The following is a 22,623-nucleotide window of genomic DNA, read 5'->3' on the forward strand; positions in this document are numbered from 1 at the left end:
TGTGTCCTTGCGCCGGTCATTGCCAATCGAAGGACCAGTCATGCCCGAGTTCGCCGAACTGATGGACAAGATGAAGGGCGTGGAGGCCGAGATCGAGGCCGAGCTGACCCGCCGGCGGGAAGAGCTGCGCTTCCGTTTCGAGCGGCGCAAGATCGTGTTCGAGCAGGATATCGAGAAGCTGCAGCGCGCCATCAAGGTGGGCGCGTCGAAATACCTCTTCAGCGCCAATCCGCTGATCGTGTTGTCGGCTCCGGTGATCTATTCGCTGATCATCCCCTTCGTGCTGATCGATCTCTCGGTGATGGCCTATCAGGCAATCTGCTTTCCGATCTATGGTATCCCCAAGGTGCGGCGGCGCGACTATCTGGTGTTCGACCGGCATCATCTCGCCTATCTCAACATCATCGAGAAGGTGAATTGCGCCTATTGCTCCTATTGCAATGGCGCCGCCGCCTTCGTGCGCGAAGTCGCCGCGCGCACTGAGGTCTATTGGTGCCCGATCAAGCATGCGCGCCGCGTGCTCGGCCCACATCCGCATTATGTCGGCTTTGCGGATTTCGGCGATGCGGAAGGTTTCCGCGCCAAAATTAAGGGCATGAAGGACGGCGTAAAGCTCAATGACGGCACGTCGCCCAAGGTGGTGTGAGTTTTACTCCGCCGCCTGCAGGGTCGCGCCTTTCTTCTTCGGTGCGATCCAGAACGCTGTCGGGCGCTCGAACAGGAAGTTCGCACGAACCATCAGTGCGAGCCTCCAGATCACCAGCGCGCCGATGACCCCGCAGAGTGTCACCAGCAGCGAGATCGTGCCGATGTCGAACGGGCTGAATTTCAGCAGCAGCGCGCGCGATGTCGCCATCGGCAGGAAGAAGGCGAGATAGATGACAATGGAATGCTCGCCGAAGAAGCGGATGAAGCCGAGCCACTGCATTTTCGCCAGCAGCGTGCCCATCACGATGATGGCGACCGCGCCGGCAAAGCCGAGCATCAGCGAGATCACGGGCCATTCGCTGCAGCCATCATAGACAAGCGCGGCATTGACCAGCGCCCAGGCCGCAAGGCCGATCAATGCCATCGCCGGCTTGGCGCGCGCACGATCGGACAACGCGAACACCTGCGTTGCGAACAGATAGCCGGAATAGAAATAGACGAAGCGCGCGCAGAACTCGTCGATCATCGTCCAACCGGTGCTGATATGCGCCATCTCCAGCGCGGCGGCGATGCCCCAGATCAGCAGCGGCGGCACGCGCCGCGCCAGCTTGGTGACGATGAAGAACACCGGCAGCATATAGATGAACCACAGCGTACCGAACGGCTCGATATAGGAGGTCAGATAGAGGTTGGCGACGTAGGCCCAGCCATGTTCGGCGGCGAAGCCGGGCGCCTTGAAGCCGAACTGGATGGTCACCCACAGCACGTAGAAATACAGGAAGTGGACGACCTTGCGGTCGAGATAGGTCCGCCAGTCGCGGTCGATGACACGGGCCAGAAAGAGCCCCGAGATCAGGAAGAAATCCGGCATCCGGAACGGTTTGGCAAAGGCCACCAGCAGATGCATGTAGCCGGTCTGGCCGGCGGCTAGTTCCACGCCCAGCACCGAATGCATCATCACCACCATGATGATGCAGATCCCCTTGGCGTAATCGACCCAGTCGATTCGCTCTGTCCCCGACTGCGCCGCGCGATCGGCGACGGCGAAGGTGCCACTGGTGGTCATCGGTATCCCCTGTTCGGCGCTTCTTTTGGCCGGATCATGAGACGAGATCGGTTTCAATTGCCTTTCCCTAGCCGAAGAATAAGCCCCGCAAATGGTCGCGGCAGTGCGAGTTTGGTGGGGTGGTTAACGCAGGTTAAGGAATGTGGGATGGTCCGCCGCTCCGCTGCCGCGTATGACAGCCGGGACCATTGCAGAGCCTGATTTGACCCGAACCTTCGATACATCCCTGCCCATCGATGCTGTGCTTGACGACCTGTCGGGCGCGCTGGAGGCCGGCAATGCCGCGGTGCTGGTGGCCCCGCCGGGCGCCGGCAAGACCACGCGCGTGCCGCTGGCGCTGCTCGATGCGCCGTGGCTGCAGGGCAAGAAGATCATCATGCTGGAGCCGCGGCGCATCGCCGCCCGGGCGAGCGCCGAGCGGATGGCGAAGACGCTGGGCGAACGCGTCGGCGAGACTGTCGGCTATCGGGTGCGCTTCGGCTCCAAGATCTCGCGCAATACCCGGATTGAGGTCGTCACCGAAGGCATCTTCTCGCGGCAGATTCTCGATGACCCCGAGCTGAAGACTATCGGGGCGGTGCTGTTCGACGAATTTCACGAGCGCTCGCTCGATGCCGATATGGGCCTCGCGCTGGCGCGAGATGCGCAGACCGGATTGCGCGAGGATCTGCGCATCCTGGTGATGTCGGCAACCATCGACGGCGCGCGCATCGCGAAACTGCTTGGCGAAGCGCCGGTCATTGCCAGCGAGGGACGCGCCTATCCTGTGGAGACGCGCTACCTCGGCCGCAAGCCCGACATCCAGCTTGAGCGGCAGATGGCCGACGCCATCGCGACCGCCTTGCGTGCCGATCCCGGCTCGGTGCTGGCGTTCCTGCCGGGCGCCGCGGAAATCCGCCGCACGCAGAATTTTCTCGCCGAGCGCGTGCACGACGCGTCCATCGAGATCGTGCCGTTGTTCGGTGCACTTGATGCCGGCGTGCAGGACCGTGCGATCCAGCCGGCGCCCAAGGGGCAGCGCAAGGTGGTGCTGGCGACCTCGATTGCCGAGACCTCGCTGACCATCGAAGGCGTGCGCATCGTCGTGGATTCCGGCGTCGCGCGCGTGCCGCGCTATGAGCCGGACATTGGGCTGACGCGGCTGGAAACCGTGCGGGCCTCGCGCGCCGCCGTCGATCAGCGCCGCGGCCGTGCAGGACGTACGGAGCCCGGCATCTGTTATCGGCTGTGGGACGAGCCGCAGACGGCGTCGCTGCCGGCCTACACGCAGCCGGAAATTCTCAGCGCCGATCTGTCGACGCTGGTGCTCGATCTTGCGCAATGGGGCGTCAGCGATCCCGCGCAACTGACCTTCCTGGATCCGCCGCCCGCGCCGGCGCTGAAGGAAGCGCGCGGCCTGCTCGGCGAACTCGGCGCGCTGGATGGCGATGGCCGCATCACCGAGGAAGGTCACGCGCTGCGCGCGCTGGCGCTGCCGCCGCGACTGGCGCGCATGATCGTGGATTCGGCGCGGTTCGGTTATGGCGAGGAGGCCGCCGAGATCGCTGCCATCCTCACTGAACGTGGTCTTGGTGGCGATAGCGTCGATCTCGACCACCGCCTCGATCAATTCCGCCGCGACCGTTCGCAGCGCGTCGGTAGCGCTCGGCAGCTCGCGGAGCGCTGGGCTGATCAGGTGGAAAAATCTTCTTCAGCCCAAGAGAACGAGGAGCTTTCCACCGGCACCATGCTTGCTTTCGCTTTCCCGGACCGAGTCGCCAGGAACCGCGGCAATGGCAGTTTTGTGCTCGCCAATGGACGCGGGGCGTCGATCGAACAAAGCGCCGCACTGGCGCGCGCGCCTTACATCGCGGTGGCCGAACTCACCGGCACCGCCGCCAATGGCCGTATCCTGCTGGCGGCGCCGATCGCGCAGGCCGATATCGAAACGCGTTTCGCCGATCAGATCGAGAATACCGACGATGTCAGTTTCGATCGTGCGTCGATGTCGCTGCGCGGGCGCCGCAAGCGTGTGCTGCATGCGATCACGCTCTCGGAAGCGCCGTTCACACTGAAGCCGTCCGAAGACACCGCGCGTGTTTTCGCCGACGGTCTTGTGGCCGCGGGCATCGACCGCTTGCCATGGTCGAAGGCGCTGGAGCAGTGGCGGGGGCGCGTGATGTTCCTGCGCGCGTCGGAAGGCGACGCCTGGCCCGATCTGTCCGACACTGCGCTCGCCGCGGCGCGCGAGAGCTGGCTGATGCCGGCGCTATTCGACAAGACCTCGCTGAAGGATTTTTCGGCCGGCGATCTGTCAGATGCCGTGATGGGCCTGCTGCCCTGGGATCTGCGCGCGCGGCTCGACAAGGAAGCGCCGACGCATTTCGAGGCGCCGACGGGGACCGTGCTGGCGATCGATTATGAAGCTGAGCAGGGGCCGACCATTGCCGTCCGTCTGCAGGAATTGTTCGGGCTGAACACCCATCCCTCGGTCGCCAAGGGCAAGGTGCCGCTGGTGCTGGAATTGCTGTCGCCGGCGCAGCGGCCGGTGCAGGTGACGCGCGACCTGCCGGGCTTCTGGCGGGGCAGCTACCTCGATGTGCGCTCCGACCTGCGCGGCCGCTATCCGCGCCATCCCTGGCCGGAAGACCCCGCCAATGCACTGCCGACGCGCCGCGTAAAGCCGCGCGGGACGTGATCATCAGGCAAAGTGCCGCTCATTAACGCTTCGCTCATCCTTTTCGCGAAAATAGCAGTCTGTAAGACCGTCCTGAACGGACGGTGGTGAGCCCGTGTGATGAACTCGCGGTTCCCCTGATTACGTTCAGTGAGGTTGCGTATGCGTAGTATCATGTTCTTCGCGGCGATCCTGATCGGTCTGGGCACCGTGATGGCGCAGATGGCCGACAAGATGACGGCGACGACGCCGGCTATGGCGAAGGCGTCATCCCCCGCACCCACCACAGAGGGCAACGCAAAGGCCGGTGTCCGCAGCCTGTCGATTGCGCGCGATGCGCGCGGTCACTTCCAGACTGAGGGGAGTATCGAGGGCCAGCGCATCGGCTTCATGGTCGATACTGGCGCGTCCGTCATCGCATTGAATGAAAAGTCGGCGGCGCGATTTGGCCTGCGTCCCTCGCGTGCCGATTATAACGCCACGGTGACAACGGCGAACGGAACGCTGAAGGCTGCGCGCGCGCGAATCGCTGTCGTGCAGGTCGGCGAGCTGACCGTGCGTGATGTCGATGCGATGGTGCTGCCCGATGAGGCACTGTCCGAGAATCTGCTCGGCCTGTCGTTTCTCTCGAAGTTGAAACGCTTCGAATATGCAAATGGCCGGATGGTACTCGAACAGTAGTACCTCATATCCCCACGCATTCACGCCGCAGCCCAATTCTAAACAAACTCGCATCCTTGAATGCCCATGCGTCTTCCCACAGGCGTGCGCAAAGGCTAAGCCTGCGCATTCGAGATTGATCCCAATAGATGCGAGGTCCCGCGATGTTTCCGAAGCCGAAGCCCTTGCTCGTGCCGAATACCTACGCTTACGAATCCGAGCCGATGGTAAAGGCCACGGGTTTTCGCGAATATGACGCGCGCTGGCTGTTCGGCAAGGAAATCAACCTGATGGGCATTCAGGCGCTGGGCATGGGGCTCGGTGCGTTGATTGCAGAACTCGGCCAGAAACAGGAAATCGTCACCGGGCACGATTTCCGCGGCTACTCCGCCTCGATCAAATACGCGCTGATGACGGGCCTGATGGCCGCCGGCTGCAAGGTCCATGATATCGGCCTCGCGGTAACGCCGATGGCCTATTTCGCGCAGTTCGATCTCGATGTGCCCTGTGTCGCCATGGTGACGGCCTCGCATAACGACAATGGCTGGACCGGTGTGAAGATAGGCGCCAGCAAGCCGCTGACCTTCGGCCCGGACGAGATGACCCGGCTCAAGGAAATCGTGCTCAATGCCGAGTTCAAGAACAAGGCTGGCGGCTCCTATCAATTCCACGAGAATTATCCGGCGCGCTATATCGCCGATCTCACCAACCGCCCGAAGCTGAAGCGCAAGCTGAAGGTCGTCGTGGCCTGCGGCAACGGTACCGCCGGTGCTTTCGCGCCGCAAGTGATGGAAGCGATCGGCTGCGAGGTGATCCCGCTGGATACCGAGCTCGATCACACCTTTCCGAAATACAATCCGAATCCGGAAGACATGGAAATGCTGCACGCGATCCGCGATGCAGTGCTCGAACACAAGGCCGATGTCGGTCTCGGTTTCGACGGTGACGGTGATCGCTGCGGCGTCGTCGACAACACCGGCGAGGAAATCTTCGCCGACAAGGTCGGCGTGATGCTCGCGCGCGATATGTCCGCGGTTCACAAGGATGCGACCTTCGTGGTCGACGTGAAATCGACCGGATTATTCGTGACCGATCCGGTGCTGCAGAAGCAGAATGCGAAGACGACCTATTGGAAGACCGGCCATTCCTACATGAAGCGCCGCACCAATGAGCTGAATGCGCTCGCTGGCTTCGAAAAGTCCGGTCACTTCTTCTTCAATGCGCCGGTGGGGCGCGGCTATGACGACGGCCTCGTGTCGGCGATTGCGATCTGCGAGATGATGGACCGCGCGCCGGGTAAGACCATGGCCGATCTCAAGGACGCGCTGCCGAAGACCTGGTCGTCGCCGACCATGTCGCCGCATTGTGCCGACGAGACCAAATACGGCGTCGTCACTGCGGTGGTGAAGCATTTCGAGGATGCGCAGAAGAAAGGCGACAAGGTTGCCGGACAAGCGATCCGTGATCTCGTGACCGTCAACGGCGTGCGCGTCACCTGCGAGGACGGCAGCTGGGGTCTTGTGCGCGCATCGTCCAACAAGCCGGAACTCGTGGTCGTGGTCGAAAGCCCGGTCTCCGAAGCGCGGATGCACGACATGTTCGAGGCCATGAATGTGGTGCTGCGGACGCATCCGGAAGTCGGTGCGTATAACCAGACGATTTAGCACTCTTCCTCGCGTGACAGCGCGTCCGATCTTCCCGTTGCGCGCGGACCTCTCCCCACGACATGGCCGGGCTTGACCCGGCCATTCATCTTCCGTTCGCGCTTGCTCGTAAAGATGGATGCCCGGGTCAGGCCCGGGCATGACAGCGTTCCAGGTTGATAGTCGACGTGTAACGATTTACTCATCGCGCCCCCATCATCTCCGACATCTCCCTTGTCGCCTGCGTCACATAGCGCTCCTTGTGGCGCAGCTGGATGAAGCGCCGTGTCGGCAGCGAGGCCTTGATGGCGATGAGATCGCCGGTGCCGATCAAGGCGGCGGCAACCAAGCGTGAAATGATGCTTGCACCAGCGCCAGCCACGACGGCGGCGCAGACGGCTTCGTTCGACGGCAGCTCCATGGCAACGCGAATGTGGTCAGGCGCGATGTCTGATTGCTCCAGCACCGATTGTGCGATGGCGCGCGTGCCGGAGCCGGCTTCACGCAGCACCCAGTCTGTCTCGGCGAACTGACCCGGCACGACAGTGTGTTGCTTCGCCCATGGATGCGATCGGCCGACCACTAGCACGAGGTCGTCGTCGCTCACGGGCTGGGTCGCGAGCGCCGGATCGTCAACCGCGCCTTCAACGATGCCGAGGTCGACTTCGCCATCGCGCACCCAGTCGGCCACCTGTTCGGTATTTCCGATGCGCAGGCTGAGGTCGATGCCGGGGAAGCGCTGGCGATAGCGCGCCATGACAGGCGGCAGAAAGTAATTGCCGACGGTCTGGCTCGCGGCCAGCGCCAGGGAGCCGCGCGTCATGCCGGCCATATCGGTGAGCACGGTCGTCGCGGCGGCGGCGCGTGCCAGTACGGCCCGGGCTTCGATCAGAAAGGCGCGGCCAATCTCGGTCAATTCGATGCGGCGGCCGACACGGTGAAACAGTTGCGTCGCATAGCGCGTCTCCAGCGCCGCAATGGCGGCGCTGGTGGCGGATTGGGTGAGATGCAGACTCTCGGCAGCCCGCGTCATGTGCTCGTGTTCTGCGACGGCGACGAAGATCCGGAGCTGTTCGAGCGTCATGGCATCTCCATCATGTAGCTATTTTCACCAGTACAAGGCTGAAGCTGGCAATGAAGAGGAAGGCTGCGGCGCCGAGCAGCAGCGGGCGCAGGCCCTTGGCGCACAGCTTCTGGATATTGGTTTCCAGCCCCATTGCGGCGAGCGCCATAGTCAGCAGGAAGGTCGTGACCGGCACGATCACTGTCATGGCCGCATGCGGGACGTTGACGAGGCTGTTGACGATCACCATCGCCACGAAGCCGAAGGCGAACCATGGCATCGGCACCTTGGCGCTGCCGGATTCCGCGCCGATGGCACGTGTGCGCCGTGTCGCCAGCAGGCCAAGTGTGATCACCACCGGTGCCAGCATCATCACGCGCGCGAGTTTCGCGACGGTGCCGAATTCGCCGGCGTCGCGGCTCTGCTGGAAGGTGGCCGCGACCACCTGCGCGATCTCGTGGATCGATGCGCCAGCCCAAAGTCCGAAATGATGTGGGTCGAGCTGCAGCGCGCTACCGAGTAGCGGATAGACGAACATGGCAATCGAGCCAAAGATGGTGACGCAGGCGACCGCATAGGCGACATCCTCATCGGGCGCGCGGGTCACGGTGTTGGTCGCGATCACGGCGGAGGCGCCGCAGATCGATGTGCCGGCGGCAATCAGTTCGACAAGCTGGCGGTCGATGCCCATAGTGCGGCCGAGCCAGGTGGTGAAGACGAAGGTTGCAATGAGCGTCGCTGCGATCACTGCAAAACCGACGGCGCCAACCTCGAGCAATTGCGCCGCGGTGATCTGCAGGCCGAGCAGGATGATGGCGAAGCGCAGGATGCTGCGCATGGAGAAGGTGATGCCGGCTTTGGCTGCAGCCGGCGTGCCGGATGTGTTCTGGATCGCGATACCGATGCCGATGGCCAGGATCATCGGACTGGCCAGGCCGACATAGGGCATCTCACGCAAGGCGAATGCGGCGCCGGCGATTGCGGCGGTGAGCGCCAATCCGGGAAGAAGCGGGAGGTTGCGAGCAGCAAGCGGGCTAGTGCGGTTCGCATCTTGGGCAAGAACGGTCATGGGCCAAACTCCGGTTTGGCCACATCCTCATGCCGTTCGATCAATAAATCTAATTGATCGTTATTGTTGATTCAATCGAAATATATGATTGATCTGTCTCGGCGCCGTCGCCCGGTCCGACTGGGCGACGACAGCACGGTATTCCTCAAGCAGCCGGCATCGGTGGCACCGGCAGCGCCGTGACCGACTTGATCTTCTCCATGGCGAAGCGAGAGGTGACGTTCTTCAGCGCCACGGCACTGATCAGCTTCTTGTAAAAAATGTCGTAGCTCTGCATGTCCGCGACCACCACGCGCAGCATGTAGTCGACGTCGCCGGCCATCCGGTAGAATTCCATGACTTCCGGCATGGCGCTGACGGCATCGGCGAATTTCTTCAGCCAGGCGTCGGAATGGTCGCCGCTCTCCACCGAGACAAACACCGAGATACCGAGGCCGATCTTGTTCTGATCGACCAGCGCCACCCGGCGGAGGATCACGCCATCGGCCTCGAGGCGCTGGATGCGCTTCCAGCACGGTGTCGACGAAAGCCCCACGCGGTCGCCGATCTCGGCCACCGATAGCGAGGCGTCTTCCTGCAGCACCGTCAGGATCTTGCGATCGATCGCATCGAGGCGGCGGGTGGATTCAAGGGGCTGGTCGGCGACATCGGTCATGGGAAGAACTTTGTTCTAATTATGGGGTAATGTAACCTCATATATAGAACATTCTTCCAAAGCAAGCCCTGCGCGGCCTCAGCTAAGGGCGCCGACCCTGGATTCCCTCAAAAGCTGTTCGACTTCAGCACGTTGCGGGCAGGCAAAAGCACCGCCATAGCGGGTGCATTTCAGGGCCGCGGCGGCGGACGCGAAGCGCAGCGCCTCCGGTACCGACTTGCCGCCCGCGAATTCCAGCGCGAAGGCGCCATGGAAAATGTCGCCGGCGCCGAGGGTATCAACGGTGTGAACCGGGAAGGCCGGAGTTTCCTTCGGATGTCCCTGCTCGTCGAGCCAAAGCGTACCGCGGGGGCCGCGGGTGACGGCGAGGAAGGACGAGGTCAGCGTTGCCATCTTCTGCAGCGCCTTGAGATTGTCGGTGATCCCAGCGGTCGATTGCAGCGCATCGTCCGAGAAGATCAGGTGCGAGGAAGCGGTCAGCAGGCCCTCGCGCTGTGACAGCGTGCTATCGATATCGACGACGACGGGAATGCCGCGATGGCGCGCCTCGATGCAAAGCTCGGTGGCAAAGCCCGCGCAGCGGCTCTCGACCAGGATGGCGCTGCTGTCCTTCAGCAGCACGTCGTGGTCGGGCAACTTCACCTTCCAGAGTTCGGGATCGCGGAAGGTGACGATGGTGCGCTCGCCCGAAGGGTCGATCATGACGGCCGAGATCGGTGTCACCAGACCCGGCATATGCACCAGATGCGCGGAGTCGATGCCTTCCTTGGCAAGATCGTCGAACAGAAACTGGTCGGCGGTTTCGCTCTTGTCGCCCATCGGTCCGGTCATTGACGACCGGCCGCCCAGCCGGCTGACGCCGATGGCGGCGTTGAGCGCGTTGCCGCCGATGATCTGGGCGAACCGTTGGGAAGGGAATTTCTGGCCACGCCCGGGTACGGATTCGACGGCAAAGGTCAGGTCGCGAACCGGCAGGCCGATGCACAATACGTGGACAGGCTTGGCACTCATGAGAAACTCCCCCGTAAAGTCAGACTTGCAGGTCAGGCTTGGTCGGGATGCAGCCAGCGACCGAGCAGATGATGCGCGATGGCGAATGGATGTGGTCCCGCGAGCCCGTCGGGGTGTTCGCGTTTCCACATCAGCATCGCCTCGTCACGGTCAAACCACCGGGCGTCCTCAAGTTCCATTTTGTCGACGGTAATCTCGTCGCTGATGGCGCGGGCCGAGCAGCCGATCATCAGGGATGACGGGTAGGGCCAGGGCTGTGTCATGTAATAGGTGACGTCCGTGCAGCGGATGCCGGCTTCCTCGAAGATCTCGCGCTTCACTGCGTCCTCGATGGTCTCGGCCGCTTCGACGAAACCGGCGAGGCACGAATACATGCCCGGCGCGAACTGCTTCTGGCGGCCGAGCAGGCACTTGTCGCCCTTCTCCACCAGCATGATGACGACAGGATCGGTGCGCGGGAAATGTTCGGTCTTGCAGCTCGGGCAGACGCGCTTCCAACCGCCTTCGGCCATCGACGACTTGGCGCCGCAATTGGCGCAGAACCCGTGGCGCTGATGCCATGAGACGAGCGACTTGGCCTGTGCAACCGCCGAAAGCTGCTCCGGCGGCACCACGCCCTGCATGGCCATGCCGCGGAGTTCGCTGACGACGACATCGTCGCGGGTCAGCAGCTTTTCCACGGCGGGTGCGCCGATGCCCATGCCGAATACGGCATCGCCATCACGCAGGCCGAGAAAGACAGTGCCGGGATTGGCGCCGAACTTCAGCGCTTCGTCGATGGTCAGCAGCGCGCGCTGGGCATCGCCATCCTTCTTCATGACCAGCGAGTCGCGATAGATCACATAAGCGCGCGAGGAGCTTTTGCCCTCCAGTGCGAACAGTTTCTCGTCGCTGAAGCGCAGATGCGCGGCGCGATCGAGCGTGTTGGAGACGAAGGCCGGATGGCCGAGCGGAAACATGGTGCTTGTCATGATGGTCAACCGAGCCAGATCTTGCGGCGGAGTTCTGAGATGAAGCGCTGCACTTCGGCGGCGTCATGGGCGAGTGGCGGCATCACGCCCCAGATCGGCCGCGGCCAGGCGGCATCGGTCTTGCGGCGGGCGATGATGTGGACGTGCAACTGCGGCACCATGTTGCCGAGGGCGGCGACATTGAGCTTGTCGCATTTGGTGGTTTCTTTGAGCGCGCGGCCGACGCGGTTGATCTCGGTCATCAACTGGCCCTGCGCGACCTCGTCGAGATCGATGATCTCGGTCGTGTCGGCGCGGCGCGGCACCAGCATCAGCCAGGGGTAGTGCGCGTCCTTCACCACCAGCACGCGGCTGAGGGGGAGGTCGCCGATGTCGATGGTGTCTTGTTGCAGCTGCTCGTGCAGCGACCAGGAGGAGGGAGCGGCCATTCTGACTCTCGATTAAGGCGCACAGCGTCGCAGGAAGCGGCTGCGCAGACAACTCCCGTCATGGCCGGTTTTGCGCGTCTGGACCACGTTTTCTTGCGACTTTCCTGCGCAAATCTTGCGGCGGACTTGCGACACGCGCCGCGCTTGCTTTCCGACCATTTTGGCCCCAAATAAGCACCGGGAGATTGGCGGTGGACGAGCCACTCGCCAATCGGGTCAGGTCCGGAAGGAAGCAGCCCTAACGAGATCCGGATCGGGTCGCTCGTCAGTCTCCTACTTGTTTTATCGAGCAAATTCAGCGTCCTGCACATGGGTCGTTTGCTCGGTGGGCGCCTTGTTCGATGAGTGAGGCAGCATCGAAGGCCGGAACCTGTGTCCCGTTCCGCCTATGATGCGCCAGATGTTCCGCAAGCCGGCTTTACGAGACAACACATTGCGGATTCCTCGATGACCGACGCTGGCACGTCCCCTCCCGATGATCACCAGACCGGTTTCGATATGGGCGCTGCCCCGGCGCCTGCTGCCGCCACGCCCTATCGCGTGCTCGCGCGCAAATACCGCCCCGGCAGTTTCGACGATCTGATCGGCCAGGAAGCACTGGTCCGCACCGTCTCCAACGCGTTCGAGACCGGCCGCATTCCGCAGGCCTGGATTCTCACCGGCGTTCGCGGGGTCGGCAAGACGACGACGGCGCGTATTCTCGCGCGCGCATTGAATTATGAAATGGCGGATGGCTCGGTCAAAGGCCCGACCATCCACATGCCGACGCCCGGCATCCATTGCCAGGCGATCATGGAAAGCCGGCATATCGACATTCTCGAAATGGACGCCGCGTCGCATACCGGCGTCGACGATGTCCGCCAGATCAATGACAGCGTGCGCTATGCGCCCTCCAGCGCGCGCTACAAGGTCTACATCATCGACGAAGTCCACATGCTGTCGACCGCGGCCTTCAACGCGTTCCTGAAGACGCTGGAAGAGCCGCCGGAACACGCCAAGTTCGTGTTCGCCACCACTGAAATCCGCAAGGTGCCGGTGACGGTACTGTCGCGCTGCCAGCGCTTCGACCTGCGCCGCGTCGATGCCGACGTGCTTATGTCGCATCTGTCGAACATTGCGGGCAAAGAGAATGTCGAGGTCGAGCCGGAAGCGCTGGGCATCATCGCCCGCGCCGCCGAAGGCTCGGTGCGCGATTCACTGTCGCTGTTCGATCAGGCCATTGCGCATGCCGCAGGCACCGTGCGCGCCGATGCGGTCCGGCAGATGCTCGGCCTTGCCGACCGCACCCGGGTGATCGACCTGTTCGATTCGCTGGCGCGCGGCGACATCGCCAGTGCCTTCCGCGAGTTTCGTGAACAATATGATGTCGGCGCCGATCCCATCGTGGTGCTGAGCGATCTTGCCGAATTCGTCAATTTCGTCACCCGCGTGAAGATCGTGCCGGCAACCGCCGACAATGTCGCGTTTGGCGAGACCGAACGTCTGCGCGCACGCGATTTCGCCTCGAAGCTCTCCATGCGTGTGCTGTCGCGCATGTGGCAGATGTTGCTCAAGGGCATCACGGAAGTGCAGGGAGCGACGCGTCCCGCCGCCGCCGCAGAGATGGTGCTGGTGCGCATCGCTTACGTTGCCGATTTGCCGACGCCGGATGAAGCGATCCGGATGCTCGATCAGAATGGCGGGACGTCGCCGATGATCCCAACGAATGGTGGAGGCCGTGCCGCGCCATCGTCCGCTCCGTCGGCATCCTTGCCGTCAGCGCAGATGCCATCCGCCATGCCGACGATGTCGGCGAGTGCGTCGCGTGGTCCGACCATGCAGCGCGGCAGCGCAGAACCATCGCCGCGACCGCAAGTCGGCATGGCAGACGCGCCGCCCGCGGCCGTGCTGAAGATTTCGACTTTCGCTGAGCTCGTGGCACTGGCCGGCGAGAAACGTGACCTGATGGTGCGCGGTGCGCTTGAAGCGGATGTACGCCTGATCAGGATCGAGGACGGACGGCTTGAGCTGGCGATGGAGCGTACGGCGTCGCGCACATTGATCAACGATCTGTCGCGCAAGCTTGAACAATGGACGGGCCGACGCTGGGCCGTGATCGTGTCCAACGAACAGGGCCAGGCGACGTTGCGTGAGCAGCAGCTCGAGCAGAAGAACGAGCGCCAGCGCGCGGCGGAGGCCGATCCGCGAGTGAAGGAAGTACTCGCACGGTTTCCTCGTGCGAAGGTCGAAGTGCGTGTCATCGCCCCCGAGCCGCCGGAATTTAGCGGTAGTGACAGTGACCTGATCAGCGACGATGCGTCCGACGGTCTCAACGACGACGATTAATCGAATTGCGAAGGAAAGCTCATGGCTGATTTTCTCGGCATGATGAAACAGGCAGCGCAGCTGCAATCGAAGATGAAGGCGATGCAGGACGAGCTCGACCATGTCGAGGTCGAAGGTATCTCTGGCGGCGGCCTCGTGTCAGTGCGGATGACCGCGAAGACCGAAGTGAAGGCCGTGAAGATCGATCCGTCGCTGATGAAAGCCGATGAAGTCGAGATACTGGAAGACCTGCTGGTCACCGCGCTGGGCGATGCGCGCCGCAAGGCGGAAGCTGCGATGCAAGAGAAGATGCAGGCGCTGACCGGCGGCCTCGGTCTGCCGCCGGGGATGGGCCTTACCTGAGATGGCGTCCACGGCCGGTCCGGAAATCGAGCGCCTGATTCAACTGCTGGCGCGGCTGCCCGGGCTTGGCCCGCGCTCGGCCCGGCGTGCCGCGCTGCATCTGATCAAGAAGCGCGAGGCGCTGATGACGCCGCTGGCCGGTGCCTTGCAGGTCGCGATCGACCGTATTCAGGTCTGCAAGGTCTGCAGCAATATCGACACGCAGAATCCCTGCACGATCTGCACGGACCCGCGCCGCGATCCCTCGACAATCGTCGTAGTCGCAGATGTCGCTGACCTGTGGGCGCTCGAACGCGCCCATGCGACGACGGGCAAGTATCATGTATTGGGTGCAACGCTGTCGCCGCTCGACGGCGTCGGCCCGCAGGATCTGACCATCGACGCACTGATATCACGTGCGCATGATTCAGAAGTGAGTGAAATCGTCCTGGCGCTGAATGCGACGGTTGATGGGCAGACCACGGCACATTACATCACCGACCTCCTGCAGGAGGCCAATGTGAAGGTGACGCGGCTGGCCCATGGCGTGCCGGTTGGTGGTGAACTCGATTATCTCGACGAAGGCACGTTGTCGGCGGCGATGCGACAGCGGACGCTGTTTTAAGACTGGAAGAGCATTGATGACACGATATGACTTGAAGGCTTTGCCGATCTGGGCGGCGGCGATTTGCGCGGCCGGCCTGTTTGCGACGGCTGCCAGCGGCGCGACGGAAACGCCGGCTGCGCCAACGACACCGGTGGCACCGAAGACGATGAAGATCGGCGATGTGCTGACCGGGCAACTCAATGCCATGCGCAGCCGTGACGCCAAGGGCAAGCGCACCAATGTGTATCAAGTGGTCAGTGAGCCCCGCCGGCTGCCGGCCCCCGCCGGTCTGTGCAACCTCGAGACCGGCCCCGAGACCTTCGAGATCGTCGTCGCCAATGACGCGCAAGCCACGCAGCTGAAGAAACTTGTCGGCAAGGAAGTGGCGCTCAAGGTTGCTGAAGTCACCTGCGCCGAGCAGGCCGGGCAGATGAGTGAAGCGCTCGTGACGAAATGGAGCGTGGTGACGAAGCCGAACTGAGTTCGCTTCGGTTAAACCCGCACCGGCCCCAGCATCTCGAAATGCGCGCGGCGCTGCAGCCGGATCAGCAGGATCAGGCTCGGTACCGCGACCACCACGCTGATGACGAAGAACATCGGCCATCCCATCGCTTGCGCAACGTAACCTGCGCCTGCTGACAGATAGGTCCGCCCGACCGCAGCGAGCGCTGTGAGTAGCGCATATTGCGTGGCCGTGTGCAGCGGATTCTTGCAGAGCGCGGAGAGATAGGCGACGAAGATCACCGTGCCGATGGCGCTGGTGAAATTCTCGACCGAGATGGCCAGTGCCAGCGCCCATTGATTGACGCCGACGATGGCGAGCCACGAGAAGGCGAGATTGGACACCGCCTGCAACACGGCGCCGATCCACAAACTCGCCGCAAGCGAATAGCGCCGCGCGACAAAACCTCCAGCGAAACCGCCAATCAGCGTCGCGGCAAGGCCGACGCCTTTGACGATGGCCGCATAGTCATTCCGCGTGAAACCGAGATCGATCACGAAGGGCGCGGTCATGGTGCCAGAAAACGCATCGGTAAATTTGAACAGCACCACGAACGCCAGCGCCGCCCAGGCGTCCTTGCGCGCCAGGAATTCGGAGAACGCGCCGATTGCGGCCTGCAACACGCGCGTGAAGGTGCTTTCGCCGCGCGTGGCCGCTTCGGCCTGTGCGGATTGCTCGGGCTCGGTGGCCGCAAGCGCTGTGACCGTGCCGATCAGCACCATCGCAGCCATCGCCACATAGCCCCACATCCATGCGGTGGAGCGCGCGATGCCCGTGCTCTCGAAGGCGCTGACCAGAAACAGCACGCCGGCGGTGGAGATCAGCATGCCGATGCGATAGGCCGCGACATAGGACGCCATGCCGGCCGCCTGTTCGCTCTCCGGCAGGCTCTCCACACGAAACGCATCGACGACAATGTCTTGCGTCGATGACATGGCAGCGACCAGCAGGGCGCCAAGGGCTACGAACAGCGGCGAGCGCGCCGGATCGGTCAGCGCCAGCAGCAGGATCGCGCCGATCAGCAGCAGCTGTGAAAATACCAGCCAGCCGCGGCGGCGGCCGAACTGTCGCGTGAAGAACGGCACATGCAGCGCATCGACCAAAGGCGCCCAGAGGAATTTCAGCGTGTAGGGCGTGCCAACAAGAGCGAACAGCCCGATGGTGCCGAGATCGACGCCGGATTCGCGCATCCACACCAGCAGCGTGGAACCGGACAATGCAAGCGGCAGACCCGACGACAGGCCAAGCAGCAGCACGATCAGCACCCGTGGCTGCAGATACACCACCATGCTCTCGCGCCAGGTGGCACGGGGCTTCAAGGCGAGGGCGGCTTCGGACGAGTCAGGCGCGCTGGTCATGGGGAAGGGTTAGCAGATTCGGGGGGAAGCGGCCTGTGGCCTATTCCCCCGCCTGAATCTTGCGCGGCAGCGGCGCGAACATGTCGGGGGCGGCGGTCTTGGCGATCGCCGGGGTCACTTCCGTTGCGGGTTCACTCTTGCTGAAATCCAGTTCCTCGATGCGGCCGGCGCGCTTCTCGATCTTGTCGGCGGAAATCAGGATCTGGCGGACGTCCTCATTGGCCTGCCCAAAATGGGTCTGCAGCTTCATCACGCGATCGCGCAAGCGGGTGAGGTCGTCGCCCAGATTCAGTACCTCGGTGCGGATCTGGTCGGCGGCGTCGCGCATCCGCGCGTCCTTCAGGATCTGCTGCATCACCTGAATCGCCAGCATCAGCAGCGACGGCGACACCAGCACGACGCGGGCGCGATAGGCTTTCTGGATGATGTCATCGAAACCGTCGTGGATTTCAGCATAGACGGATTCCGACGGCACGAACATCAGCGCCGTATCCTGCGTCTCGCCGGCGACCAGATATTTCTCGGCGATATCGGTGACATGCTTCATCACGTCGGCGCGCAGGCGCTGCGCCGCGTATTTCTTCTCGTCGTCGCTGCGTGCGTCATGCAGCGCTGTGACGGCCTCCAGCGGGAATTTTGCGTCGATGCACAGTGGGCGCTGGTCCGGCAGGAAGATCACGCAATCCGGCCGCTTGCCCGACGACAGCGTGTGCTGGAACGCATAGGCACCGTTCGGCATGCCGTCCTTGACGATGCTTTCCATCCGCGCCTGACCGAAGGCGCCACGCGACTGCTTGTTGGCGAGCACGTCACGCAAGGTCGTCACCTGCGAGGTGAGGTCGGTGAGATTCTTGTGGGCGTTGTCGATGATGCCCAGCCGCTCATGCAGCGCGCTCAGGCTTTCCATGGTGTTGCGAGTGGTCTGTTCCATCGACTGGCCCACGCGATGGGTCACCGAGTCCAGCCGCTCGGACACCGCGCGTGCCATGTCGGCCTGACGGCCCGCCAGCGCCTGGCCCATGGCGTCGACGCGGCCGTTGGCCTCGTTCTGCGCCTTCAGCACTTCGCTGAGGCGTTCTTCCAGTTCGTCGGCGCGGATCGCCTGGGCCATGGCCATGGCGGCGCCGCGGCTACCGGAGCGAGCGATGATGATGGCGATGGTGAGCAGCAAACCCAGCGCCAGAGCACAGAAGCCCATCAATGCCACGCCGGCGGTGACCGGCATGTCGCCGATCATGAAAAGAATCTCGTTCATCCCAACCTTGTAGCCGATTCGGTCGGTCGCGCGAACGAAGAGGGAACATTTATGGTTAATGAAAGATGAATTTCCAAGCCTAAGAAATGTGGTCAAGCGGACCTTAACCGGCGTGGTTAACCTCGCCTTAATTTTCATGGTTAGCGAGGAGTTAACGTCCTTCAAAGTCCAGCTTTTCCAGCGGATTGACCCGGACCGGCGCGCAGATTAAATCGCCGCCATGGCCATTCGTGAAATCATTATCCTGCCCGACAAACAGTTGCGGCTGATCTCCAAACCTGTCGAGAAGGTGACGTCGGAGGTGCGCAAGCTCGCCGACGACATGTTCGAGACGATGTATGACGCACCCGGGATCGGGCTGGCGGCGATCCAGATCGCGGTTCCGCTGCGGCTGATCACCATGGACATCGCCAAGAAGGACGATGAGGAGGACGGCAAGAAGCCGCGCGTCTTCATCAATCCGGAGGTCATCTCGGCTTCGGAAGAGCTTTCAGTCTATGAGGAAGGCTGCCTGTCGATTCCGGAATATTACGAGGAAGTGGAACGCCCGGCGACAGTGCGGATCCGTTACATGGACCTCGACGGCAAGACCATCGAGGAAGAGGCTTCTGGCCTGTTCGCGACCTGCATTCAGCACGAGATCGACCATCTCAATGGCGTGCTGTTCGTCGACTACCTCTCCAAGCTGAAGCGCGACCGCGTGCTGAAGAAGTTCACCAAGTTGGCGAAGCGGGCTGAGTAAATTCTCCGACGTTTCCTTCGTTATGCCCGGCGAATGCCGGGTATCCATGTCTTGAAGCGAGCAACCGAAAGACGTGGATGGCCGGGACATCTAGCGAAGTTCGCTTCGCGCTGCCCGGCCATGACGGATAGGCTGGTGCTCTTTGCTGGAAGTTCCACATGTCGCTTCGTTTGATCTTCATGGGCACGCCGGATTTCGCTGTGCCGACGTTGCTCGAACTCGTGGCCCATGGCCATGAGATCGTCGCCGTCTATACCCGCGAGGCTAAGCCGGCCGGCCGTGGCATGAAGTTGCAGCCGACGCCGGTGGCCCGCGAGGCCGAGCGACTCGGCATTCCCGTGTTCACGCCGAAGACGCTGCGCACGCCGGAAGCCGAAGCCGAATTTCGTGCACATGAGGCTGAGGCTGCGGTCGTCGTCGCCTATGGCATGATCCTGCCGCAGAACATTCTCAATGTGCCGCCCCTAGGCTGCTTCAACCTGCACGGCTCGCTGCTGCCGCGCTGGCGCGGTGCCGCGCCGATCAATCGCGCCATCATGGAAGGCGACGCCGAGAGCGGCGTCATGGTGATGAAGATGGACGTCGGCCTCGACACCGGCGATGTCGCCATGGCCGAGCGTCTGGCAATCACCGATGCGATGACGGCGCTGGACCTCCATGATGCGCTGGCGCCGCTCGGCGCCGACCTGATGGTGCGTGCCATGGGTGCGCTAGAAAGGGGACGGCTGAGCCTGACCCCGCAGAGTGCAGACGGCGTCACCTACGCTGCCAAGATCGACAAGGCCGAGGCCAAGATCGACTGGTCGAAGCCGGCGCGCGACGTGCTGCGGCATATCCACGGTCTGTCGCCTTTCCCCGGCGCCTGGTGCGAGATGCCGATCGAGGGCGAAGCGGTGCGCGTGAAGGTTCTGCGCTGCGAGCTCGCAAAGGGCGCGGGCGCGCCTGGCGAGATTATCGACGATCAGCTCGCCATCGCCTGCGGCGAGGGCGCGATCCGGATCATCGATCTGCAGCGCGCCGGCAAGCAGCCAATGAAGGCCAGTGAATTTCTGCGTGGCACGCCGCTGAAACCGCCGCTGCGCCTTTCATGAGCATGATCTTGTCCGAAAACCGGTGGCCACTTTTCGGGATCATGCTCTGATGCCGCGCTACAAGATGATCATCGAGTATGACGGCGCGCCATTCTCCGGCTGGCAGGTGCAGGCCAACGCGACGCTGACCGTGCAGGGCGCTTTGGAAGCAGCCGCGGAAGCCATTTGCGGCGAGCCGATCCGCGTTCACGGCGCAGGGCGTACCGATGCCGGCGTCCATGCGCTCGGTCAGGTCGCCCATTGCGATGTGCCGAAAGTGCTGGTGCCCGGTCGTTTTCGCGATGGCATGAATGCCCATCTGCGGCCGCATCCGGTCGGCGTGCTGTCCGCTGACATCGTGCCGGATGATTTCGAGGCGCGGTTCTCAGCCGTCAAACGCCACTACGTCTATCGCATCACCAATCGCCGCGCGAACCTCACCGTCGATGCCGGCCGGGTCTGGCGCGTGCCGCGTCCGCTCGATGTCGCTGCCATGAGCGAGGCCGCGAAGCACTTGCTCGGGCGACACGACTTCACGACCTTTCGCGATACCGAATGCCAGGCCAAGTCGCCGATCCGCACGCTCGATCAGCTCGATGTGGTGCAGAACGGTGAGGCGATCACCATCACGACCTCCGCACGTTCGTTCCTGCACAGCCAGGTGCGTTCGATGGTTGGCTCACTGGTCTGGGTCGGCAACGGCCGCTGGGCGCCGGACGACCTGGCTGCGGCGCTTGCCGCGAAGGACCGCAGCGCCTGCGGCATCGTGGCGCCGCCGGATGGGCTGTATCTGGTAAAGGTCGATTACTAGACCTTCACGCCCTTCATCGCGTCCCAGAACAGATCCTGTCCATTCGCGACATTCGCCGTCCAATGCTCGTGCGCAAAATCATTGGCGTCGTCGGTGATGAACTTGAAGGCGCGCCAGGGAATGCCGTGGCGCAGGCAGACCTGTGCGATGGCAAACAGTTCCATATCGACGATATCGACATTGTTCGTCACCAGCCAAGGATCGGTGGAGGTGACGAAACTGTCACCACTGCCGCAGATCACGCCGCGCTGGCCCGAGACCAGGCGGTCGAGATCGGGCGCAAAGGGCGTGCGGCCGCGCGGCGCCAACGGCTCAGCATTCATGTCGCGCTGGATCACGTCGCTGACCTCGACGAGGCCGTTGAGTTTGGTGTTTAGCTTGCCGGCGGTGCCGTAGTTCACGACGAGCTTGGGCTGCATGGCCTGCACCGCCTGAAGCGTCGCGATCGTGGTGTTGATCTTGCCGACGCCGGTGAAAATCACCTCGATCTCGGCAGGCGCGCGCGATTTGTCGAGCTCGCTTTCGAGCGCGGTGAGGACGAGAATCTTGCCGTTCATGCGAAATACCGATCCAACACGCCACGATAGATTTGGGTGAGCTTCTCCAGATCGGCAACCTTCGTGTGTTCGTCGATCTGATGCATGGTCTGCCCGACCAAGCCGAATTCAATCACCGGGCAGTAGTTCTTGATGAAGCGCGCATCCGAGGTTCCGCCGCCCGTGTTGAGATCCGGTGTGCGGCCGGTGACATCCTTGATCGCGGCGACGACTGTATCGGTAAATGCGCCGGGCTTTGTGACGAAGCTGTCCGAATTGCTCGGCTCCCAGATCACATGCGCGCGAATGCGATTGCCGGCGGCAGTTGCGACGCGTGCATCGATCAGGTCGCGCAATGACGCCTGCGTGTGATGGTCGTTGAAGCGGATATTGAACTTCGCTCGCGCTTGCGCGGGGATGACGTTGGTCGCCTTGTTGCCGACATCCACCGAGGTGAATTCGAGATTGGACGGCTGAAACTGCGCATTGCCCTGATCGAGCGGATCGCTGCTCAGCGCCGTGATCAGTGCGGCGATGTCGGGCACCGGATTCGATGCACGATGCGGATAGGCCACATGACCCTGCACGCCATCGACCACCAGCGTGCCGGATTGCGAACCGCGGCGGCCGATCTTGATGGTGTCGCCCATCTCCTCGACATTCGAGGGCTCGCCGACGATGCAGTGATCGAATTTTTCGCCGCGTTCGGCCGCCCATTGGAGCAGCTTCACGGTGCCATTGACGGCAATGCCTTCTTCGTCGCCGGTGATCAGGAAGGAGATCGAACCGCCGCCGTCCTTTTGCGGCTTGCCTTCATTCGCCGCCAGATAGTCCAGCACGGCGGCGACTGACGCGGCGATGCCACCCTTCATGTCCACCGCGCCGCGGCCGTAGAGCAGGCCGTTCGTCACGTCGCCGGAGAAGGCGCCATGGGTCCACGCCGCTTCATCACCGGGCGGCACCACGTCGGTATGGCCAGCAAAACAGATATGCGGCGCGGAAGTCCCGATACGCGCATAGAGGTTTTCGATGTCGGCGCTGCCTTCCTCGCTGAAGGTGACGCGATGGACTTCGAAGCCGGCCGACGTCAGCAGGCTCTCGAGCACGCCGAGGGCGCCGGCATCCGCGGGCGTGATGGACGGGCAGCGCAGCAGCGCCTGGGCGATGGACAGAACATCATTCATGTCCCCCGATTAACATGAGGTCCCGCCGATGGGCCAGCGCGA

Annotated in this window: 22 protein-coding genes and 1 other RNA gene; 12 read left to right on the forward strand and 11 right to left on the reverse strand. The window is 62.9% G+C overall.

Annotation, left to right across the window (positions count from 1 at the left end):
- The first annotated feature begins 40 nt into the window (after window positions 1-40).
- Window positions 41-646, forward strand: a complete 606-nt coding sequence (locus RSO67_RS20960; protein WP_315840417.1) for a hypothetical protein — start codon at window positions 41-43, stop codon at window positions 644-646.
- Between the two features lie 3 nt (window positions 647-649).
- Here the strand turns inward: RSO67_RS20960 and RSO67_RS20965 are convergent, their stop codons facing one another.
- A complete protein-coding gene (locus tag RSO67_RS20965) occupies window positions 650-1,714 on the reverse strand; it encodes an acyltransferase family protein (RefSeq protein WP_315840418.1) in 1,065 nt (354 codons plus the stop codon).
- A gap of 202 nt (window positions 1,715-1,916) precedes the next feature.
- Here RSO67_RS20965 and hrpB point away from each other — a divergent pair, with 202 nt between their 5' ends.
- From hrpB to RSO67_RS20980, 3 genes are all read left to right on the forward strand, one after another.
- A complete protein-coding gene (gene hrpB / locus RSO67_RS20970) occupies window positions 1,917-4,391 on the forward strand; it encodes an ATP-dependent helicase HrpB (protein ID WP_315840419.1) in 2,475 nt (824 codons plus the stop codon).
- A 141-nt stretch (window positions 4,392-4,532) separates the two neighbouring features.
- Window positions 4,533-5,051: a TIGR02281 family clan AA aspartic protease gene (locus RSO67_RS20975; RefSeq protein ID WP_315840420.1), complete on the forward strand. Its 519-nt coding sequence runs from the start codon at window positions 4,533-4,535 to the stop codon at window positions 5,049-5,051.
- 143 nt (window positions 5,052-5,194) lie between these two features.
- On the forward strand, window positions 5,195-6,694 hold the full coding sequence (locus RSO67_RS20980; protein WP_315840421.1) for a phosphomannomutase/phosphoglucomutase: 1,500 nt from the start codon (window positions 5,195-5,197) through the stop codon (window positions 6,692-6,694).
- 181 nt (window positions 6,695-6,875) lie between these two features.
- Here the strand turns inward: RSO67_RS20980 and RSO67_RS20985 are convergent, their stop codons facing one another.
- From RSO67_RS20985 to RSO67_RS21010, 6 genes are all read right to left on the reverse strand, one after another.
- Window positions 6,876-7,757 carry a LysR substrate-binding domain-containing protein gene (locus RSO67_RS20985; protein ID WP_315840422.1) on the reverse strand — a complete coding sequence of 294 codons (882 nt, stop codon included), beginning with the start codon at window positions 7,755-7,757 and terminating at the stop codon, window positions 6,876-6,878.
- 10 nt (window positions 7,758-7,767) lie between these two features.
- The gene (locus RSO67_RS20990; protein WP_315840423.1) at window positions 7,768-8,805 is read right to left on the reverse strand and encodes a YeiH family protein; all 1,038 of its coding nucleotides are present in this window, start codon (window positions 8,803-8,805) and stop codon (window positions 7,768-7,770) included.
- Window positions 8,806-8,950: 145 nt separating this feature from the next.
- Window positions 8,951-9,460, reverse strand: coding sequence for an Lrp/AsnC family transcriptional regulator (locus tag RSO67_RS20995; RefSeq protein WP_089262825.1), 510 nt, complete (start codon window positions 9,458-9,460; stop codon window positions 8,951-8,953).
- Window positions 9,461-9,538: 78 nt separating this feature from the next.
- On the reverse strand, window positions 9,539-10,471 hold the full coding sequence (locus RSO67_RS21000) for a sugar kinase (protein ID WP_315840424.1): 933 nt from the start codon (window positions 10,469-10,471) through the stop codon (window positions 9,539-9,541).
- Between the two features lie 32 nt (window positions 10,472-10,503).
- Window positions 10,504-11,442, reverse strand: a complete 939-nt coding sequence (gene nudC, locus RSO67_RS21005; protein ID WP_315840425.1) for an NAD(+) diphosphatase — start codon at window positions 11,440-11,442, stop codon at window positions 10,504-10,506.
- Window positions 11,443-11,447: 5 nt separating this feature from the next.
- Window positions 11,448-11,870 (reverse strand): HIT domain-containing protein, encoded by a 423-nt coding sequence (locus RSO67_RS21010; protein WP_175368573.1) that lies wholly within the window; start codon window positions 11,868-11,870, stop codon window positions 11,448-11,450.
- Window positions 11,871-12,050: 180 nt separating this feature from the next.
- On the opposite strand from RSO67_RS21010, the gene ffs reads away from it, so the two are divergent.
- The 5 genes from ffs (at window position 12,051) to RSO67_RS21035 (ending at window position 15,604) form a co-directional block, all read left to right on the forward strand.
- An RNA gene (gene ffs, locus RSO67_RS21015) (signal recognition particle sRNA small type) lies at window positions 12,051-12,147 on the forward strand.
- A 170-nt stretch (window positions 12,148-12,317) separates the two neighbouring features.
- The gene (locus RSO67_RS21020; protein WP_410001766.1) at window positions 12,318-14,195 is read left to right on the forward strand and encodes a DNA polymerase III subunit gamma/tau; all 1,878 of its coding nucleotides are present in this window, start codon (window positions 12,318-12,320) and stop codon (window positions 14,193-14,195) included.
- A gap of 21 nt (window positions 14,196-14,216) precedes the next feature.
- A complete protein-coding gene (locus tag RSO67_RS21025; protein ID WP_315840426.1) occupies window positions 14,217-14,537 on the forward strand; it encodes a YbaB/EbfC family nucleoid-associated protein in 321 nt (106 codons plus the stop codon).
- Between the two features lies 1 nt (window position 14,538).
- Window positions 14,539-15,141, forward strand: coding sequence for a recombination mediator RecR (gene recR, locus RSO67_RS21030; RefSeq protein ID WP_315840427.1), 603 nt, complete (start codon window positions 14,539-14,541; stop codon window positions 15,139-15,141).
- 16 nt (window positions 15,142-15,157) lie between these two features.
- The gene (locus RSO67_RS21035) at window positions 15,158-15,604 is read left to right on the forward strand and encodes a hypothetical protein (protein ID WP_315840428.1); all 447 of its coding nucleotides are present in this window, start codon (window positions 15,158-15,160) and stop codon (window positions 15,602-15,604) included.
- Between the two features lie 11 nt (window positions 15,605-15,615).
- Here RSO67_RS21035 and RSO67_RS21040 read toward each other — a convergent pair whose 3' ends face one another.
- Both RSO67_RS21040 and RSO67_RS21045 read right to left on the reverse strand, forming a co-directional pair.
- Window positions 15,616-16,983 (reverse strand): AmpG family muropeptide MFS transporter, encoded by a 1,368-nt coding sequence (locus RSO67_RS21040; protein WP_315840429.1) that lies wholly within the window; start codon window positions 16,981-16,983, stop codon window positions 15,616-15,618.
- 40 nt (window positions 16,984-17,023) lie between these two features.
- Window positions 17,024-18,238, reverse strand: a complete 1,215-nt coding sequence (locus tag RSO67_RS21045) for a DNA recombination protein RmuC (protein WP_315840430.1) — start codon at window positions 18,236-18,238, stop codon at window positions 17,024-17,026.
- Window positions 18,239-18,458: 220 nt separating this feature from the next.
- Between RSO67_RS21045 and def the strand changes: the two genes are divergently transcribed.
- From def to truA, 3 genes are all read left to right on the forward strand, one after another.
- Window positions 18,459-18,980, forward strand: coding sequence for a peptide deformylase (gene def, locus RSO67_RS21050; RefSeq protein ID WP_175368577.1), 522 nt, complete (start codon window positions 18,459-18,461; stop codon window positions 18,978-18,980).
- A 158-nt stretch (window positions 18,981-19,138) separates the two neighbouring features.
- Window positions 19,139-20,071 (forward strand): methionyl-tRNA formyltransferase, encoded by a 933-nt coding sequence (gene fmt / locus RSO67_RS21055; protein WP_315840431.1) that lies wholly within the window; start codon window positions 19,139-19,141, stop codon window positions 20,069-20,071.
- A 49-nt stretch (window positions 20,072-20,120) separates the two neighbouring features.
- A complete protein-coding gene (truA, locus tag RSO67_RS21060; protein WP_315840432.1) occupies window positions 20,121-20,861 on the forward strand; it encodes a tRNA pseudouridine(38-40) synthase TruA in 741 nt (246 codons plus the stop codon).
- On the opposite strand, the gene RSO67_RS21065 is transcribed toward truA, so the two are convergent.
- Complete coding sequence (locus RSO67_RS21065; protein ID WP_315840433.1) at window positions 20,858-21,418, reverse strand: 5'-methylthioadenosine nucleosidase; 561 nt, start codon at window positions 21,416-21,418, stop codon at window positions 20,858-20,860. The two genes, truA and RSO67_RS21065, sit on opposite strands and share 4 nt — an antisense overlap.
- Window positions 21,415-22,581 carry a succinyl-diaminopimelate desuccinylase gene (gene dapE, locus RSO67_RS21070; RefSeq protein WP_315840434.1) on the reverse strand — a complete coding sequence of 389 codons (1,167 nt, stop codon included), beginning with the start codon at window positions 22,579-22,581 and terminating at the stop codon, window positions 21,415-21,417. The genes RSO67_RS21065 and dapE overlap by 4 nt, the downstream gene beginning before the upstream one ends.
- Between the last annotated feature and the right edge of the window lie 42 nt (window positions 22,582-22,623).

Origin of the sequence: Tardiphaga sp. 709 (genome assembly GCF_032401055.1) — a bacterium.
GTDB lineage: Bacteria > Pseudomonadota > Alphaproteobacteria > Rhizobiales > Xanthobacteraceae > Tardiphaga.